Here is a 16,221-nt window from a genome sequence, read left to right on the forward strand (position 1 = left end):
GCGCGCTCACGCCGGCACCGCCACACGAATCGCGAATCCCGCCAACAGTTCTGCCGCCTCTCGGTAATACCCGAACGTGCTCCGGTAGCTGCCCGCGGTGGCCAATGCCGAGAATGCCGCCACCCAGGTACGCACCTCGTGCGCTGAATTTCCCGCGGTCTGCGCGATCCAGTCGTTGGTCCAGCCATCGACCTCGGCGATCCGACCGGAGTCCAACAGGTCCAGCAGCGCTCCGTCCCATTCCGGGTTCAACGGGCGCAGCGGACTGTCGCCGTGGGCGAAGTCGTGGGCAGCCGACATCACGTTCTGCTGCCGGGCCATCCGGCCCTCGACGTTCATCGGTTCGCCGTGCACAATCCGCCCGTGCGCGGTCAACGGCGCGGTGGCCAGGGTCGGCACCGGCGGATCATGCGACAGCCCACCGGATCCGACGATCAGCACCCGCTTGCCCAGGCCTGACAGAAACTCCCCCACCGCCGCACCGAGCGCACGAACCCGACGCATCGGACCGAGTGGGGTGGCCACCGAGTTGATGAAGATCGGGATCACCGGCTTGGCCGTGGCGTCGCCGAACAATCCCTGCAGCGGTTGCACCGTACCGTGGTCGACGTCCATGGCCGCGGAAAACGCAACGTCGACGCCGGACTCCAGGACCGACGAAACACATTGGATGGCAATGTCGCTGGGCACGTTCAGCGGTCCACTCTGGGTACCGTAGTCACCCACGCCCGACGCCGCTGAGCCGATCGCAAACGGGGGCATGGTGCGGTAGAAGAATCCGTTGTAGTGGTCCGGTGAAAAGATGACGACCAGCTCCGGGTCGAAGTCCTGCACGGCGTCGCGGGCCTGCACGATGGCACTGTTGATGTCATCCAGCAGCTCCGCTGATGGTCCCGGCAGATTCAGCAGCGGGCTGTGCGACATGCAGCACAGGGCCAGTTGCGATTCCATGAGAGCCTCCCGGCGTGAGATGCAGGACCTGGCTCAGCTTGGCGCTGAGTTCTGGTGCCAATTGGGCGATTCCGGCGGCAGCGATGCACCGGTCAGGTCGCAGGAACAGCACCGATTCGGTGTGAGCGTCGAACCACGCCTTGAGCGCGCCGGTGCGATCACCGACGATGACGACCTCGGGGTCGTCGTGCCCGGTCCAATTCAGTTGAGTATTCGGCCGGGCCGACACGAACGTCGCGCCGAGATCGCGCCACAACGCGAAGGCGTCCTCGCCCAGAAGTCGTCGCGGATTGTTGTTCCAACTCAGAATCGCGAAGCCGGCACCGAGGACATCGTCGAGCAATACGTCTTTCTGGTCACGGGTGTCCACCCGCGGTTGGATGAACAGCGTACCGGCGGGTGCGGCGTCGGTCGGCGATGAAAGGTGGACGACCGCGCCCTGCTCGTATCGCGGCATCGGCTTGAACCGCATCTCCAGGATGTACCGCTTGAGAGTGGGTACCACCGACGCCGCCCGAATCACGCTGTCCCGCAGGGCGGCAATGCGGTGGCTGGTCGGCGAGATGACCCGGCCGACGAGTGTCGACAGGTCGATCATGGCGCGGGCGTGCTTGCGGCGCTCGGTGTCATACGTATCCAGCAGGGCCTCACCGGCCTGACCGTTGACTACCGTCGCGAGCTTCCATCCGAGGTTGAAGGCGTCTCGAATGCCGCTGTTGTAGCCCTGCCCCTGCCATACCGGCATCAGATGGGCGGCGTCGCCGGCCAACAACATCCGGCCTTTCCGGAACGACCCGGCGATGCGCGAATGGTGGGTATAGACGCGATGCCGGATCACTTCGACACGCTCAGGGTAGGGCACGAAGGGTTTGAGCATCCGAGCGATGAACTCCGGGCGCTCGACCATTTCGTCCGACTCGTCGGCGTGAATCATGAACTCGAACCGGCGGATACCGTGAGCGATCGAGATGCACGCGTACGGCCGGGCCGGGTCGGCACCGACTTCACTGTTCGGGTGGCCAAGCGGGTCGGTGGCCACATCGATGACCAGCCAACGGGTTTCCGACGTCGTACCCTCGAAGGTCACACCCATGAGGCGGCGGGTGGCGCTGCGTCCGCCATCGCAACCGACCACGAATTTGGCGCTTACCGGTGCGGCACCGTCGATCTCGACAGTCACCCCACGGGCGTCCTGCGCGCAGGTCGCCATCTGCGCATCCCAGCGCACACTTACCTGCTCGAAGCGGTCTAGCCCGCGCAGCAACTCGGCGTCGACCATCGGCTGTACGAAGCCGTTACGCCGGGGCCAGCCGTAAAGCGGGTTGGCCGGTGCCATTTCGGCCAGCAGTCGGCGCTTGCGGTCATAGAACCGCAGGATCTGGTTGGGCACGGTGTGTGGCAGCACGTCGTCCACCACGCCGATCGACTGGAATGCCCGCAGTGACTCGTCATCCAGACCGACACCCCGCGGGTAGTCGATCAGACAGTCCCGCTCTTCGAGGAGCAGCGTCCGGACTCCCTGCAGCCCAAGGATGTTTGCCAGCGTCAGGCCGACCGGCCCGGCACCGACGATCACCACATCCACGGATTCGCTCACGTGTCGCGCCCAAGCAGGAAGTCGACGTGCAGCTTGTTGAATGTGTCAGGGTCCTCGTACTGCGGCCAGTGACCACAGTCGGGCATCACCACGAACGTTGCACCCGGGATCATCTCGGAGATCCGACGACCTTCGCTCACATCGGCAGTGGGGTCATCGCTGGTCCACAGCACCAAGGTGGGTGCCGCGATGGAACCATACTCTTTGGGCCCCAGCAGGTTCCGCTGCCGGATGACCGGATCTTGCAGCGCCATGATGTCGCTCATTGCCCCGACGAATCCGGGCGTCCGGTAGATCCGCTGACGGCTGGCCACGATGTCGTCGTAGTCTTTGAGCTTGTCGGCCATCAACCACTTGATCCGGGCCTGCACGGTCTCCCAGGACGGGTTCTCGGCAGCGGCCATGGACAGCGTGATGATCCGCTTCATCACCTCCGGGTCTGCCTGCGAGCCGCCGGCGGTGTTCAGCACCAGACGAATGATTCGGTCGGGGTGATCGGACGCGGCGCGGGCCGCAACCCACCCTCCGAGCGATTCACCGGACAGGTAAACCCGCTGCGCGCCAATGGTGTCGAAGAACGCGATCAGATGGTCGACATAGTGCTGGATCTCCAGGGGATGCCCGGGTTTGTCGGTGTAGCCGTGGCCCAGCATGTCGATGGACCAGGTCGAGAAGTGCTCTGCGTGAGACTCCAGGTTGCGAACGTAAGCCTCGGCATGTCCGCCCGAGCCGTGCAACAGGACCAGGGTTGGCCGATTCGTGTCACCGGCGTGCAGGTAACGGGTGCGGACCCCCGCAACATCGAGATAGCCCTGCGAGAACGCGACGCCCTGCAGGTCGCTCCAGATGCTTTCGAACCCGTCGAATCCAGCCATGCGACCCTTCTTTGCGGAAATCCGATTCTCTTGTATCGATAATCATCTGTGCTAATATCGCACTACGATGTGCACTATCTATAGAGCATCACTCTCGCGATGACCCCTGTCAAGGGTGACGACACAAACGCCGGCGACAAAGCGGCCACTGGTTCTCAGACCCTCGGCCGCGGTCTCAGTGCGCTTCACGCCGTCACCAGCTCGCCCAGCGGCGCCACCGCGCAACAGGTTGCCGACCACGTCGGAGTGCACCGGACCATCGCCTACCGACTGCTGTCCACCCTGGTTCAGTTCCGGTACATCACCAAGGGTGAGGACGGTCGCTATCGACCCGCCGCTGCGTTGGCGACGCTCGGCGCCTCGTTCGACAACAACTTGCGCCAACTCTGTGTGCCCACATTGCGCACCCTCGCCGACGACCTCGGCTCGACAGTCTCGCTACTGGTCGCCGAAGGCGAGCATCAAGTGGCCATCGCCGTCATCGTGCCGACACTTGTCTTCTACCAGTTGGCTTTTCACGAGGGCAGCCGCGAACCCCTGGATCGCGGCGCGGCCGGCATTGCGCTGCTCTCCAGCATGGCTCCGCGTCCGGGCGAGCGTGAACTGGTACCTCAGACCCGCACCCAGGGCTGGGTGATCACCCACGGCGAGATCGAACCCGACACCTACGGACTGGCCGTCCCGGTCCGGCGGCGACCACCGTCACCACCAACGTGCATCAACGTCATCTCGCACCGGGAAGACGTGCTACTGAAAGGCAAGGACGCCGTTATCGCGGCAGCCCAACGACTCTCGGACATTCTGAGCTGAGCAGCGATCGAAAGGATCTGAGCCCGTGAGTAACTGGGATCACGAGGTCGACGTTGTCGTGCTCGGCACCGGCGGAGCAGGCCTGACCGCGGCATTGACTGCGGCGGTCAACGGCGCCGAGGTCGCGGTGTACGAGAAGGCCGCGACGGTCGGCGGCACCACCGCCGTATCCGGAGGTATTGCCTGGATACCAGCGCATAACCGGGCCGCCGCCGGCGAGCTGACCGTCGACGACGCCATGAGATATCTGGCGGCCCAGTCGCTCGGCGCCATGGACACCGCGCTGGTCGAGACCTTCGTGCGCACCGGGCCACAGATGCTGGAGTTCCTCGAGGCACACAGCCTGTTGAAATTCGAAGTCGCCGAGGGCTTTCCCGACTACAAACCCGAACTGCCCGGCGGTCAGCCCGGCGGTGGGCGGTCGTTGAACGCCAAACCCTTCAACCTCGCCGAGTTGGGTGATTGGCGTGATCGCATCACGTCCTTCCCCGCAGACTTCAGCAACGTCGGCATCGACGCCGAGACGCGGGCGCGGATCCATGCCGCCGTCGACGACGCCGATGTCTGCGTGGCCGGCACCGCGTTGATCGCCGGGCTGCTCAAGGGTCTGCTGGATTTAGGTGTGGTGCCGGTGACCGAAGCCCGCGCTACCGAGTTGGTCGCGGTCGGCGGCCGAATCGCAGGCGTGCGAATCAGTGTGGACGGCACCGATATTCGAGTCGGTGCCCGCCGGGGCGTGGTGCTGGCCACCGGCGGCTTCGAATGGGACCCCGACCTGGTCGATGCATTTCTGCGCGGCCCCATGCACGGACCGGTCTCGCCGCCGAACAACACCGGCGACGGCCTGCGGATGGCGATGGCACACGGCGCCGAGCTGGCCAACATGGGCGAGGCCTGGTGGGTGCCGATCGTGCAGATTCCCGGCGATACCTTCGAGGGCAAGCCCCGCAGCCGCAGTGTCCGCCTGGAACGCACCCGTCCACGCAGCATCATTGTCAACCGGGCCGGCAAGCGCTTCCTCAATGAGGCCGGCGAATACAACTCGATGGCCGGGCCGTTCCACCATCTCGACCCACGGTTGGGCTATCTCAACGACCCGGCGTGGATCGTGTTCGACTCGCTGCACCTGAAGAAGTACGGCTTCCTCGGTATCGACCCAGACGGAGCCGGGGCGAGCGAAGCGACGGGGAGTGTCGCAGTGCCCGACTGGTTCTGCCAGTCCGCAACCCTGGAGGAGCTGGAGGCCAAGACCGGCATCTCCGCCGTGGCCCTGGCCGACACCCTGGCGGCATGGAATGCCAACGTTGCCGACGGGAGCGACCCCGACTTCGGCCGCGGCTCCAGTGCCTACGACGGCTACTGGGGTGATACCGCCGAGAGCACCCCGGCACTGAAGACCCTGGGTCCGATCGACACGGCACCCTACTTCGCGGTACCGGTCACCGTCGGCGCGATGGGCACCAAGGGCGGACCCCGCACGGACCGTGACGGCGCCGTGCTGCACGTCAACGGTGCGCTGATCCCGGGGTTATTTGCCGCCGGCAACGCGATGGCCGGGGTGACCGGCAAGGCGTATGGCGGCGCCGGCGGAACCCTGGGTCCGGCAATGGTTTTCGGCTACCGCTGCGGCTACGCTGCCGCGACCGGCGAGTCGGCCCCGGGGTAAGCCGGCAGCCGGCACCGACGCGCGCCGACATCGCAACTATTGGCGAGATCTGGCCACAACCTCGCCAATAGTTGCTATCTCGGCGATGACGCGACCTACGGCTGGTCTTTGATCGAAGCCCGCGGCGGGCCGGCGGTCTTCCAGTCCTCCAGGCCATCGGAGGCCAGGCCGACCGGAAAGCTGTTCTCGTGCACCTGAGCCCAGTGACTGTGGTTCAGCTCATGCAGGGTGAAGCAGGCATTGAGCGAGTTGTAGAAGCCCTGGTTGTCTTGGGTCTGGTTGACCGACTCCTTGATCAGCAGCGCGGCCATGGTGGGTACCTTGGCGATCCGGCGGGCGAATTCCAGTGTCTTGTCCGCTAGTTCGTCGACCGGGAAAATCTTGGAGACCATGCCCATCGCGTGCGCCTCGTCGACCGACAGGGTGTCGCCGGTGAGCATCAGCTCCTTGGTCTTACGCGGACCGAATTCCCATGGGTGCGCGAAGTATTCGACGCCGCACATGCCGAGGCGGGTGCCCACCACATCGGCGAACCGGGTGTTGTCGGCCGCCACGATCAGGTCGCAGGCCCACATCAGCATCAGGGCGGCGGCGTACACGTCGCCGTGTACGGAGGCGACGGTGATCTTGCGCAAGTTGCGCCAGCGTCGGGTGTTCTCGAAGTAGTGGTGCCATTCCTGCAACATCAGGCTCTCGGCGCCCTGCCGGTTGGCGCCGTTGACCTTGAAGCTCGGGTGCTGATCCGGTCCCGGTGTGTATTCGGTGCGCTGAGCCGCCGAGCCGAGATCGTGACCCGAAGAGAACATCGGGCCGTTGCCGCCCAGGATCACCACACGGACGGTGTCGTCGGCCTCGGCCCGCAGGAACGCCTCATGCAGTTCGACCAGCAGGCCCCGGTTCTGGGCATTGCGGGCGTCCGGCCGGTTGAGCATGATCCGGGCGATGGTGCCGTCGTCGAGGGTTTCGTACGTGACGTACTTGTAGTCAGCGTCGCCGGCGTTGGCCGAAGTCATGAGGGCACCTTTCGTTACTCCGTGAGCAGACACATATGTACCCGAAACATGGCCTGTCGCGGCACATTTGTGTCTGCTCGCGAGGTTATAGCGACAACAGCGTGGCCGAGGCGGTTCCGGGCGCGCCGTACACCTGGGCCAGGCCGACGCGCGGACTGCCCGGGACCTGCCGGTCCCCCGCCTCGCCGCGCAGCTGGCGCACCAGCTCGTGCATCTGCCGCAGGCCCGAGGCGCCGATCGGTTCACCATTGGCGATCAACCCGCCGTCGGTGTTGATCGGCAGCGTGCCGCCGATCTCGGTGGCACCATCGGCGAGCAGTTTCTCCTGGTCTCCGTCGGCGCACAGCCCGGTCTCGGCCATGTGGATGACCTCGGCGCCGGCGTCGGTGTCCTGCAACTGCGCGATGTCGACATCTTCGGGTCCGATGCCGGCGGCCTCATAGGCAGCCTTCGCCGCATACACAGTCGGTGCGACGTCCTCGTCGAGCGGCGCGGAAGTCGCGTGCACCTCGTAGGCGCCGTAGGTCCGGGTGCGAATCTCGCTGGCCCGCACGTAGACCGGCTTGTCGGTGTACTTGTGGGCGATGTCGGCGCGGCACATGATCACCGCAGCCGCACCTTCGTCGGGCGCACAGAACATGTATTGCCGCAGCGGGTAGTTCAGTATCGGCGACGCCATGATCTCCTCGACCGAGATCTCTTTGCGCCGGAACGCATTCGGATTCAGGATGCCGTTGCGGAAATTCTTGTTGGCCACCCGCGCCAGCGTCTCCTCCGAGATGCCGTGCTTGTGGATGTAGTGGTTGGCCTTCATGCCGAAAAACTTGGTGGTGACGAACTGCCCGCCCCGCGCGTACCACTGCGGCAGCGCGAGTTTGGCCGGATCGTCGGTGAACGCGCCGCGCGGATGCTTGTCCAGCCCGATGGCAATCCCGATGTCGTACTTGCCCAATCGGATGGTGTCGGCCGTCTGCTGGATGGCACTGGCCGCGGTCGCGCAGGCGTTGAATACGTTGGTGAACGTGATGCCGGTGAGTCCGACCAGTCGCGTGACCGCGTCCGGATTGGAGATCTCATAGCTGCCACCGAAACCGAACTGGATGTCCTTCCACTCCAGCTTGGCATCGGCCAGCGCGGACTGGATGGCCTCGGCACCCATCTCCATGGCGGTCTTGTCGAACCGGCCGAACGGGTGGATACCGACGCCGATGATCGCTACATCGTTAGACACGGGTAACCCTTCTAGACCGGCTGGAACCAGAACGTCACGAGCTCGTCGCCCTCGGCATCGGTGGCGAAAGGCGCCATCGCCAACTCGACCTCCATGCCGAATTCCAGTTTCGCCGGGTCGTTTTCGGTCAAGCGGCCCTCCACTCGGATGACGTCTCCGAGCTGAACCAGGCCGACGCCGTAGGGCACGAAGTCCTTACCGGTGGGTCCCGCGTACGGCGCTCCAGGCGGGAAACCCTGTGTGGTCCAAGCGATCACGGTACCGCGGCGCGGCAACAGCAGGTCGGCCATCGCAGCCTGGCTGCACTTGGGGCAGATCGGCTGACGTGGGAAGACCGTCGCCGAACAGGCGCCGCACTGACTGCCGATGAGCTGCGGGTTCTCGTCGGGCCAGGTGGAAATCTCGGGGGCGAGCGCCTTCTGCATGAGTTCCTCGATACGCCGAAAGAATACGTTGACGAAATCGTACAACATGGTTACTGAAAACCGGTAACCCCATTCTCATCCTTCGACTCATCCCGATTGAGCAGCTGCGCGGTGGCCGCATAGACATCGATCGAACCCGCCGCGACCCCGGCCGCCAATGCGTCCAGACCGGCGTGGCCCCGCAACGCGCTCTGCGCCAACGACAGCAGTTGTGCGCGGGCCCGGGCAACGCGGCGTTCGGGATTGTCTGCGCGGTGATGGTCCTCGATGGCCCGAACCAACTCGTCGATACCCTCGCATTGCGCCGCAACGATTTTCAGGATCGGCGCATCGGTCTCAGCATGCAGGTCCCGGACCGTTTGATCAGCGCCCTCACGATCGGCCTTGTTGACCGCGACGATGTCAGCCACCTCGAGCAGGCCGGCTTTGGCGGCTTGAATGGCATCGCCCGCACCGGGATTGAGGACAACCACCGTCGGCTCAGCGACCGCCGCGACCTCGATCTCAGACTGTCCGACCCCGACGGTCTCGATGAAGACGACGTCGTAGCCCAGCGCACCGAGCAAGCGGATCGCGGCGGGCACCGCCGCCGCCAAACCCCCAAGGTGCCCGCGGGCCGCGACCGACCGAATCAGGACGTCGGGATCATTGATGTGCTGGGACATCCGGATCCGGTCACCCAACAGCGCTCCCCCGCTGTAGGGCGACGACGGGTCCACGGCCAACACCGCGACGCGTTGTCCGCGTGCACGATAGGCGGCGACCAGCACCGCAATGGTTGTCGACTTGCCCGCACCCGGCGGGCCGGTGATGCCGATGATTCGAATCGGAACCGGCTCGATGGCTACAAGAAGCTCGTCACGACGTGGACTTTCGACCATGCTCAGTAGTCGCCCGACCGCACGGATCGAACCGCCACGCGCCGCGGCGATCAGGTCGGGGACGGTCTTTTCGGTCATCTATCGGGACCCTAGTTGGAGCAGCCCCCGGACAACGGCTTTCGCCACAGACTTGCCGCCTCCCGCCCAGTATGAGAATACTATTCTCTCAGTCAGAGAGTCTTAGTTGCAAGGAGGGGAATGGCATGGATATCGCAGGTGTTTCCGCGATCGTTGTCGGCGGCGCAGGTGGGTTGGGAGAGGCGACGACCCGCCGACTGAATGCCGCCGGCGCCAAGGTCGTGGTCGCGGACCTCGCCGACGATAAAGGCAAGGCCCTCGAAGCCGAGCTCGGCGTCAGGTATGTGAGCACCGACGCCACCTCGGAAGAATCCGTCAATGCAGCCATCGCGGAGGCGCAAGCTCTTGGGCCACTGCGTATTTCGGTGGATACGCACGGCGGGCCGGCCGCCGGCGGCCGGTTGATCGGCAAGGACGGTTCGCCGCTGGACCTGGAGGGCTTCGAGAAGACCATCAAGTTCTACCTGACCGCGGTGTTCAACGTCATGCGGCTGACCGCTGCGGCGATCGCCCAGACCGAGCCGCTCGACGAGGGCGCCCGCGGCGTGATCATCAACACCGCCTCGATCGCCGGATACGAGGGCCAGATCGGGCAGCTGCCCTACGCCGCGGCCAAGGGCGGCGTGCTCGGCATGACGCTGGTGGCGGCGCGAGACCTGTCCCCCTTGGGTATTCGCGTCTGCACCATCGCGCCGGGCACCATCAACACCCCCGCATACGGCAAGGCCGCAGACCAGCTGGAGCAGTACTGGGGTCCGCAGGTGCCCTTCCCGAAGCGCATGGGCCGCTCGACCGAGTACGCGCAGCTGGCGCAGTCCATCGTCGAGAACGACTACCTCAACGGCGAGATCATCCGACTCGACGGCGCGCTGCGGTTCCCGCCTCGCTAGTGAGCCTCGACGGGAAGGTCGCGTTCGTCGCGGGTGCCAGCCGCGGCATCGGCGCGACGATCGCCACGGCGCTGGCCGCCGAAGGTGCCTGTGTCGCGGTGGCTGCCCGGTCTTCGGAGGAAGGCAAGCTTCCCGGAACCATCGGCTCGGTGACCGCGTCGATTGCGGCGGCCGGCGGCCGCGCGTTAGCGGTGCGATGCGACGTCACCGACGAATCCTCGGTGGAAGACGCTGTCGCAGCAACAGTTTCGGAGTTCGGTGGGATCGACATCCTGGTCGCCAACGCCGGGGTGCTGTGGCTCGGACCGATCGAATCGACTCCTGTGAAGCGGTGGCAGCTCTGCCTGGACGTCAACCTGACCGGGGTTTTCCTGGTGACCAAGGCCGTCATCCCGCACGTCCGGGCACGCGGTGGTGGATCGCTGATGGCCATCACCACGACCGGCGTAGGGATGCCCGGGGCCAACGCCTACTGGGTATCGAAGGCGGCCGCCGAGCGGCTGTACCTCGGGCTGGCGGAGGATCTGCGCGGCGACAACATCGCGGTGAACTGCCTGAGCCCGTCGCGGGTGGTGCTCACCGAAGGTTGGCAAGCCGGCGGCGAGGGTATGCAGATTCCGCCGGAGTACGTAGAGCCGCCCGAGGCCATGGCCCGTGCCGCAGTGCTTCTGGCCCACCAAGACGGCTCCGGCATCACCGGCACCGTTCAGCGTTCCGAAGAGATTGATATCTAGCGCCTCAGACGTCCGAGGCGCAGTCGACGTCGACGTAGACGGTGGTGACGACCTTCGGATCGGCACGCTGGGTCAGGGCATCGGCCGCATTGGGCAGGCCGTGGACATCGGTCACCGTGCACCCCGACAGCGGAGCGCTGGGCGTGCCATCGATCTGCACGTTGTAGCCTTCGCCGATCAACGCGCCCACCACATCGCCGGCATTGTTGCCGGCGGCGCTGGAGGCCTGCGCGGCACCAGCAGAAGTCAGGGCAGTCGCCGCCAGAGCTGCGACGGTGGAAATGAGTGCGATCTTGCTGAACATGATCTCTGTCCCTTCGGGAGAGGTTTTGTTTGACGACTCTCAGCTTCGAATCCGCCGACAAGGGTTCCGCGGTGAAACGATGAAGATTCGCTAAAGAAGCAGTCGCCGACCAGGCAGTTCCGCAGAACAGGTCATTGCGTGGGTGCACTATGAGCAGGTGAACGACACCGATCCCACGCCGGCCGCCCAGGGCTTGCGCGCGCTGGTCGTCGACGACGAGACAGCTCTGGCCGACGTGGTGGCCAGCTATTTGCGCCGCGAGCAATTCGAAGTGCGCGTCGCGGCGGACGGCCCCTCGGCGTTGACGGCGGCGCGCGAGATGGACCCCGACGTAGTCATCCTCGACATCGGTCTGCCCGGCCTGGACGGCATCGAGGTGTGCCGCCAATTGCGTACCTTCTCCGACGCGTACGTGGTCATGCTGACCGCCCGCGATACCGAGGTCGACACCATCGTCGGGTTGTCGGTGGGCGCGGACGACTACGTGACCAAGCCGTTCAGCCCGCGCGAGGTGGTGGCCCGCATCCGCGCGATGTTACGACGCCCCCGCAGGGCGTCGAATCTGGACAAGCCATCGTCCGGCGGAACTCCGCCGAGAGAATTCGGCGATCTGCACATCGATGTCGAAAGCCGGCTGACACATCTCAGGGGCACACCAATCATGCTGACCCGTACCGAATTTGATGTGCTCGCCGCGCTGTCCTCACGGCCCCGGCACGTGTGGACCCGGCACCAACTGCTGGAAGCCGTGTGGGGCGAATCGTGGTTCGGCAACGACAATGTCGTCGACGTCCATGTGGGTCATCTACGACGCAAGCTCAGCGACAATTCGACGGAGCCGCGCTACGTCACCACCGTGCGCGGCGTGGGCTACCGAATGGGTGATGGCTGATGGCCACTGATCTCGACCGTCCGCGCAGCAAGCACGGAATTCAGACCCGGCTGCTGGCCACCAACGCCGTGGTGGTGGCCGCGGCCATCGTCACCAGCACCGCCGTCGGGCTGGCCATCGGCCCGCCGATGTTCCGGCGGGTGATGCGCGACGTGCTGATACCCGGACGTACCGGCCCCCACCCGTATGAGCATGCCTTCCGCCAGGCCACCGCCGTATCGGTGGGGATATCGCTCGTGGTGGCTGCCACCGCCGCCCTCGCCCTGAGCTGGTATCTGAGTCGCCGGATGCACCGGTCCACTGCCGAACTCGCCGCAGCGGCCACCGCCGTCGCCGGCGGGAACTACGACATCCGCGTCTCGTCACCACATCTGGGTGCCGAATTCGACACCATTGCCGAAGCTTTCAATACGATGGCCGAGCAGCTCGGCTCCGTCGAAGCGACCCGGCGGCAGTTGCTCGCTGACCTGGCGCACGAGCTCCGCACGCCGGTGTCGGTGATCGAGGCCTACCTGGAGGCACTCGAAGACGGCGTACACGAGCTCGACACGACGACGATCGGCGTGCTGCGGGACCAGACGCGCAGGCTCACCCGGCTCAGCGCCGACGTGCGGGCGCTGACCGAAGCCGAAAGCGATGCCGCGCTGCTGGACACCCAGAGCGTCTCGCCTACCGACGTGATCGCCGCTGCCGTCGACGCCTTCGCGGCGCCGTACCGAGCCAAGGATGTTGCCCTGACGTCAAGCGTCGCCCCGAACCTGCCCCAGCTGTGGGCCGATCCGCAACGGCTCGGCCAGGTCTTGGCGAACCTGCTCGCCAATGCACTGCGGCACACCACGGCAGGCGGAGCGGTGCGGGTGACCGCGACCGCGGCCGGCGCGGGGGTACGCATCCAGATCGCCGACGACGGCGACGGCATACCACCCGAGCACCTGCCTCGGCTGTTCGAACGGTTCTATCGAGTCGATTCCGCGCGAGACCGCGCGCACGGCGGTGCCGGGATCGGACTGGCCATCGCCAAGGCGCTCGTCGAAGCCCACGACGGCCACATCACAGCCGCCAGCACCGGCGTCGGCGCAGGATCCACCTTCACCGTCGACCTTCCGGTCCGCCCGGCCGCCTAGTGCGCGCTAGCTCTTGGCGATCAGCCCGTCCACGATCCGGTTGAAGTCGGCGGTGCCGAATGACACGTACTCGGCCAGGTTGGCGTAGTCGAGCGAGGCCATCACCTGCTGCTCCAGTTGGATGTTCATCAGTCGCTTGGTCGCCTCGACGGCTTGCTTGGGTAGCTCGATCAGCTTGCGTGCGCACGTGATCGCCTCGGCCAGCGGGTCCTCGACGACATGGTTGCACAGCCCCAGCTCCAGCGCCCGCCCGGCCTTGATCCGCACGCCGGTGAGGGCAAACTCCTTGGCCTGCAACAAGGAAATCTGCGAACCCCACACCAGCGGTCCGCCGTCCGCGGCGACCAGTCCGATCTGCACATGCGGATCGGCGAAGTGCGCGCCCGGCGCCATGTACACGATGTCCGAGAGCGCGGCCAGGCTGCAGCCCAGCCCGACCGCCGGGCCATTCACCGCGGCCACCACCGGGATCCGGCAGCGCACCATGCCGATGACGAGATCGCGACCGTGTTTGATGGTCTTCTGCCGCAACGCCTCATCGCGACGCAGCTCATCGAGATAGTTGAAGTCGCCGCCGGCCGAGAACGCCCGGCCCGCGCCGGTGATCACCGCGGCACGCGCCGAGGCGTCTTCGTTGAGCTCCTCCCACACCCGCGCCAGCCCGACGTGCAGATTGTCGTTGACGGCGTTGAGTGCGTCGGGACGGTTCAGGGTGATGATCCGCAGACCACCGTCGGCCCGGACATCGATTTCCTCTGGCATTCCGTACAATTCGTCTCTCCTACCAGTCCTGATCGGTCTTTGTGCAAGCGCTCATCACAAACCGAGGATTCGCTGCGCGATGATGTTCTTCTGAATCTGCGAGGTGCCACCCATGACGCTCTGGGCGCGGCTGTACAGATAGGCACTGAGCAATTCGGGATCCTTGGTGCCGGTGACCGCCAGCGCGGCATGGCCGACCGACTGCTCGACCCAGGTCATCAGCAGCTTGTCCAAAGATCCGTTGGGGCCGTGGGTGATTCCGTCGAGTTGCTCAGAGAGGCGCCGTCGTACGTGCAGCCGCAGCATCTCGGCCTGCACTCCGGCCCAGGCCAGATCGTCTGGCAATGGACCGTCGTAGCCGGAGGCCATCTGCCGCACCAGCTTTCCGTAACGTGCCGAGTAACCCAGCGTCGAGGGCTCACGCTCATGGCTGACCACCGTCATGGCGAGCTTCCAGCCATCGCCGAGCGCACCGACCATGTTGACTGCCGGTACCCGGGCGGCGTCGAACGTCACCTGGCCGAATTCGGTCGTCACACCGTTGATCATCTGCAGCGGCCGCTGCTGTACGCCGTCCTGGTGCATGGAGACGACGAATGCCGAGATGCCCTTGTGCCGGGGCACCTCTTTGTCGGTGCGGGCCAGCACCAGGCACCAGTCGGCGACATCCGAGTAGCTGGTCCAGATCTTGTGCCCGTTGATGACGTAGTCATCGCCGTCTTGCACCGCGGTGGCGGTCAGCGAGGCCAGATCCGAACCGGCGCCCGGCTCAGAGAATCCTTGGCACCAGCGCTCGGTGCCGTTGATCATCCCAGGCAGGAACCGCTGCTGCAGTTCCTTGCTGCCGTGCTGCCCCAGGCCGACAACCAGATACCCGAGTGACGGCCGCGGTGGCGCGCCGGCCCGGGCGATCTCCTCATCGACGATGACGTCGTAAACCGGCGCCAAGTCCTGACCGCCGAATTCCAAGGGCCAGGACGTTCCGAAAAACCCTGCAGCGTAAAGGGCCTGGTGCCATTCACCCATTCGGGACCAGTAGTCGTCGCCAGAGGCCTTGTAGCTTGCGGCGTTGTCAGTCAGCCAGGCGCGCAGTCGATCCCGGAATGCGGCTTCCTCCGGTGAGTCACGAAAGTCCAAGGTCTTTGCCTTCCAGGTCCCGAAGCTCCACGGGCCACGTCGAGGTGGCCACCAGCACTCGGCGCAGGTACACGTGCGCCAGGCATTCCCAGGTGTTGCCGATGCCGCCGTGCACCTGAATGGCGGTCTCGCACACCGTGCGAGCGGCCCGAGCGCAGTAGATCTTGGCGATCTTCGCCGCCCGCATCGCTTCGTCACCGGGCAGCTCGTCGACAGCCCAGGCCGCGTGCCGCAGCACGCTGATCGATCCTTCGATCAGCGTCAGCCCCTCGGCCAGCAAGTGTCCGATGGCCTGATAGGAGCCGATCGGGGCGCCGTACTGCTCACGCACCTTGGCGTAGTCGGATGCCAGCGTCAGCGCGCCACGAGAAGCGCCGACCAGATCGGCGGCAGTGACGGTCAAAGCCAGTGCCTGCCAAAGCAATACGTCTTCGGTGTCCAACGCCTCCAGTTCGGCGGGCGACTCGACCACACCGCGCAGGCTCGCCGTCAGATCCACCCCAAAGCCGACACCGACGGGTTCGCTGTCACCGACCGCCGGCGCGCTGCCCGTGCGGTGCTGCAGATCATCGGCCAGGACCGGGCCGATGAACGGCACGTCGACCAGCCCGCGGGCGAACTCCTCGGCCACGATGGCAACCTCGACCCCGGAGGCCAAGTCGGTACGCAAAGTGCGAAAGCCCGTCGCATTGACCGCCTTTTCCAGCCGGGCCCGGCGAATCTCGTTGTCCAGATCGGCGACCGACTCCGGTCCGAGGTCGTCGGCCAAGCTCGCCGCGGCCTTCCGCAGTTGTTGTTGTTCGGCCGTCAGACGGACGTCCACTAGAGCCCTCTGTTCGTCGCGCAAGCGC

General features: G+C 65.6%; 17 protein-coding genes. 6 read left to right on the plus strand and 11 right to left on the minus strand.

Features of this window, described 5'->3' with window-relative positions; translation table 11 throughout:
- Nucleotides 1-6: 6 nt before the first annotated feature.
- From ABIA30_RS17190 to ABIA30_RS17200, 3 genes are read right to left on the minus strand one after another with little or no spacing between them, the layout of a single operon-like run.
- Nucleotides 7-924 carry a 3-carboxyethylcatechol 2,3-dioxygenase gene (locus ABIA30_RS17190; RefSeq protein ID WP_370067696.1) on the minus strand — a complete coding sequence of 306 codons (918 nt, stop codon included), beginning with the start codon at nt 922-924 and terminating at the stop codon, nt 7-9.
- Nucleotides 869-2,590 (minus strand): bifunctional 3-(3-hydroxy-phenyl)propionate/3-hydroxycinnamic acid hydroxylase, encoded by a 1,722-nt coding sequence (locus ABIA30_RS17195; protein ID WP_370067698.1) that lies wholly within the window; start codon nt 2,588-2,590, stop codon nt 869-871. The genes ABIA30_RS17190 and ABIA30_RS17195 overlap by 56 nt, the downstream gene beginning before the upstream one ends.
- Nucleotides 2,545-3,423 carry an alpha/beta fold hydrolase gene (locus tag ABIA30_RS17200; RefSeq protein ID WP_370067474.1) on the minus strand — a complete coding sequence of 293 codons (879 nt, stop codon included), beginning with the start codon at nt 3,421-3,423 and terminating at the stop codon, nt 2,545-2,547. The genes ABIA30_RS17195 and ABIA30_RS17200 overlap by 46 nt, the downstream gene beginning before the upstream one ends.
- A 99-nt stretch (nt 3,424-3,522) precedes the next feature.
- Here ABIA30_RS17200 and ABIA30_RS17205 point away from each other — a divergent pair, with 99 nt between their 5' ends.
- Together ABIA30_RS17205 and ABIA30_RS17210 are read left to right on the plus strand one after the other, a co-directional pair.
- A complete protein-coding gene (locus ABIA30_RS17205) occupies nt 3,523-4,233 on the plus strand; it encodes an IclR family transcriptional regulator (protein WP_370067476.1) in 711 nt (236 codons plus the stop codon).
- Nucleotides 4,234-4,258: 25 nt separating this feature from the next.
- A complete protein-coding gene (locus tag ABIA30_RS17210) occupies nt 4,259-5,899 on the plus strand; it encodes an FAD-dependent oxidoreductase (protein WP_370067478.1) in 1,641 nt (546 codons plus the stop codon).
- A gap of 95 nt (nt 5,900-5,994) precedes the next feature.
- Here ABIA30_RS17210 and ABIA30_RS17215 read toward each other — a convergent pair whose 3' ends face one another.
- The 4 genes from ABIA30_RS17215 to meaB form a co-directional block, all read right to left on the minus strand.
- Nucleotides 5,995-6,912 carry an enoyl-CoA hydratase gene (locus ABIA30_RS17215; protein ID WP_370067480.1) on the minus strand — a complete coding sequence of 306 codons (918 nt, stop codon included), beginning with the start codon at nt 6,910-6,912 and terminating at the stop codon, nt 5,995-5,997.
- An 85-nt stretch (nt 6,913-6,997) separates the two neighbouring features.
- Complete coding sequence (locus tag ABIA30_RS17220) at nt 6,998-8,143, minus strand: thiolase family protein (RefSeq protein ID WP_370067482.1); 1,146 nt, start codon at nt 8,141-8,143, stop codon at nt 6,998-7,000.
- Nucleotides 8,144-8,154: 11 nt separating this feature from the next.
- Nucleotides 8,155-8,568 carry a Zn-ribbon domain-containing OB-fold protein gene (locus ABIA30_RS17225; RefSeq protein ID WP_370067700.1) on the minus strand — a complete coding sequence of 138 codons (414 nt, stop codon included), beginning with the start codon at nt 8,566-8,568 and terminating at the stop codon, nt 8,155-8,157.
- A gap of 50 nt (nt 8,569-8,618) precedes the next feature.
- A complete protein-coding gene (gene meaB / locus ABIA30_RS17230; protein ID WP_370067484.1) occupies nt 8,619-9,527 on the minus strand; it encodes a methylmalonyl Co-A mutase-associated GTPase MeaB in 909 nt (302 codons plus the stop codon).
- Between the two features lie 125 nt (nt 9,528-9,652).
- Between meaB and ABIA30_RS17235 the strand changes: the two genes are divergently transcribed.
- Together ABIA30_RS17235 and ABIA30_RS17240 are read left to right on the plus strand one after the other, a co-directional pair.
- Nucleotides 9,653-10,417 (plus strand): SDR family NAD(P)-dependent oxidoreductase, encoded by a 765-nt coding sequence (locus ABIA30_RS17235; RefSeq protein ID WP_370067486.1) that lies wholly within the window; start codon nt 9,653-9,655, stop codon nt 10,415-10,417.
- Nucleotides 10,417-11,151: an SDR family NAD(P)-dependent oxidoreductase gene (locus ABIA30_RS17240; protein WP_370067488.1), complete on the plus strand. Its 735-nt coding sequence runs from the start codon at nt 10,417-10,419 to the stop codon at nt 11,149-11,151. Before ABIA30_RS17235 ends, ABIA30_RS17240 begins: the two co-directional genes overlap by 1 nt.
- A 4-nt stretch (nt 11,152-11,155) precedes the next feature.
- Here ABIA30_RS17240 and ABIA30_RS17245 read toward each other — a convergent pair whose 3' ends face one another.
- Nucleotides 11,156-11,455, minus strand: coding sequence for a hypothetical protein (locus ABIA30_RS17245; RefSeq protein WP_370067490.1), 300 nt, complete (start codon nt 11,453-11,455; stop codon nt 11,156-11,158).
- Nucleotides 11,456-11,612: 157 nt separating this feature from the next.
- Between ABIA30_RS17245 and ABIA30_RS17250 the strand changes: the two genes are divergently transcribed.
- Both ABIA30_RS17250 and ABIA30_RS17255 read left to right on the plus strand, forming a co-directional pair.
- Nucleotides 11,613-12,347, plus strand: coding sequence for a response regulator (locus tag ABIA30_RS17250; protein ID WP_370067492.1), 735 nt, complete (start codon nt 11,613-11,615; stop codon nt 12,345-12,347).
- Nucleotides 12,347-13,471 (plus strand): sensor histidine kinase, encoded by a 1,125-nt coding sequence (locus tag ABIA30_RS17255; protein WP_370067494.1) that lies wholly within the window; start codon nt 12,347-12,349, stop codon nt 13,469-13,471. Before ABIA30_RS17250 ends, ABIA30_RS17255 begins: the two co-directional genes overlap by 1 nt.
- Before the next feature lie 6 nt (nt 13,472-13,477).
- Here the strand turns inward: ABIA30_RS17255 and ABIA30_RS17260 are convergent, their stop codons facing one another.
- The 3 genes from ABIA30_RS17260 to ABIA30_RS17270 are packed head-to-tail and all read right to left on the minus strand — an operon-like array spanning nt 13,478 to nt 16,193.
- Nucleotides 13,478-14,242 carry an enoyl-CoA hydratase/isomerase family protein gene (locus ABIA30_RS17260; protein WP_370067496.1) on the minus strand — a complete coding sequence of 255 codons (765 nt, stop codon included), beginning with the start codon at nt 14,240-14,242 and terminating at the stop codon, nt 13,478-13,480.
- 45 nt (nt 14,243-14,287) lie between these two features.
- Nucleotides 14,288-15,370, minus strand: a complete 1,083-nt coding sequence (locus ABIA30_RS17265; RefSeq protein ID WP_370067498.1) for an acyl-CoA dehydrogenase family protein — start codon at nt 15,368-15,370, stop codon at nt 14,288-14,290.
- Nucleotides 15,357-16,193: an acyl-CoA dehydrogenase family protein gene (locus ABIA30_RS17270; protein ID WP_370067500.1), complete on the minus strand. Its 837-nt coding sequence runs from the start codon at nt 16,191-16,193 to the stop codon at nt 15,357-15,359. The genes ABIA30_RS17265 and ABIA30_RS17270 overlap by 14 nt, the downstream gene beginning before the upstream one ends.
- Nucleotides 16,194-16,221 lie beyond the last annotated feature (28 nt).

It is taken from the genome of Mycobacterium sp. MAA66 (genome assembly GCF_041261665.1).
Lineage (GTDB): Bacteria > Actinomycetota > Actinomycetes > Mycobacteriales > Mycobacteriaceae > Mycobacterium.

Coding starts and splice junctions, on each gene's coding strand:
- ABIA30_RS17190 (WP_370067696.1), bottom strand. CDS start 924: ATGTCGCACAGCCCGCTGCTGAATCTGCCGGGACCATCAGCGGAGCTG.
- ABIA30_RS17200 (WP_370067474.1), bottom strand. CDS start 3,423: ATGGCTGGATTCGACGGGTTCGAAAGCATCTGGAGCGACCTGCAGGGC.
- ABIA30_RS17205 (WP_370067476.1), top strand. CDS start 3,523: ATGACCCCTGTCAAGGGTGACGACACAAACGCCGGCGACAAAGCGGCC.
- ABIA30_RS17215 (WP_370067480.1), bottom strand. CDS start 6,912: ATGACTTCGGCCAACGCCGGCGACGCTGACTACAAGTACGTCACGTAC.
- ABIA30_RS17225 (WP_370067700.1), bottom strand. CDS start 8,568: ATGCAGAAGGCGCTCGCCCCCGAGATTTCCACCTGGCCCGACGAGAAC.
- meaB (WP_370067484.1), bottom strand. CDS start 9,527: ATGACCGAAAAGACCGTCCCCGACCTGATCGCCGCGGCGCGTGGCGGT.
- ABIA30_RS17235 (WP_370067486.1), top strand. CDS start 9,653: ATGGATATCGCAGGTGTTTCCGCGATCGTTGTCGGCGGCGCAGGTGGG.
- ABIA30_RS17245 (WP_370067490.1), bottom strand. CDS start 11,455: ATGTTCAGCAAGATCGCACTCATTTCCACCGTCGCAGCTCTGGCGGCG.
- ABIA30_RS17255 (WP_370067494.1), top strand. CDS start 12,347: ATGGCCACTGATCTCGACCGTCCGCGCAGCAAGCACGGAATTCAGACC.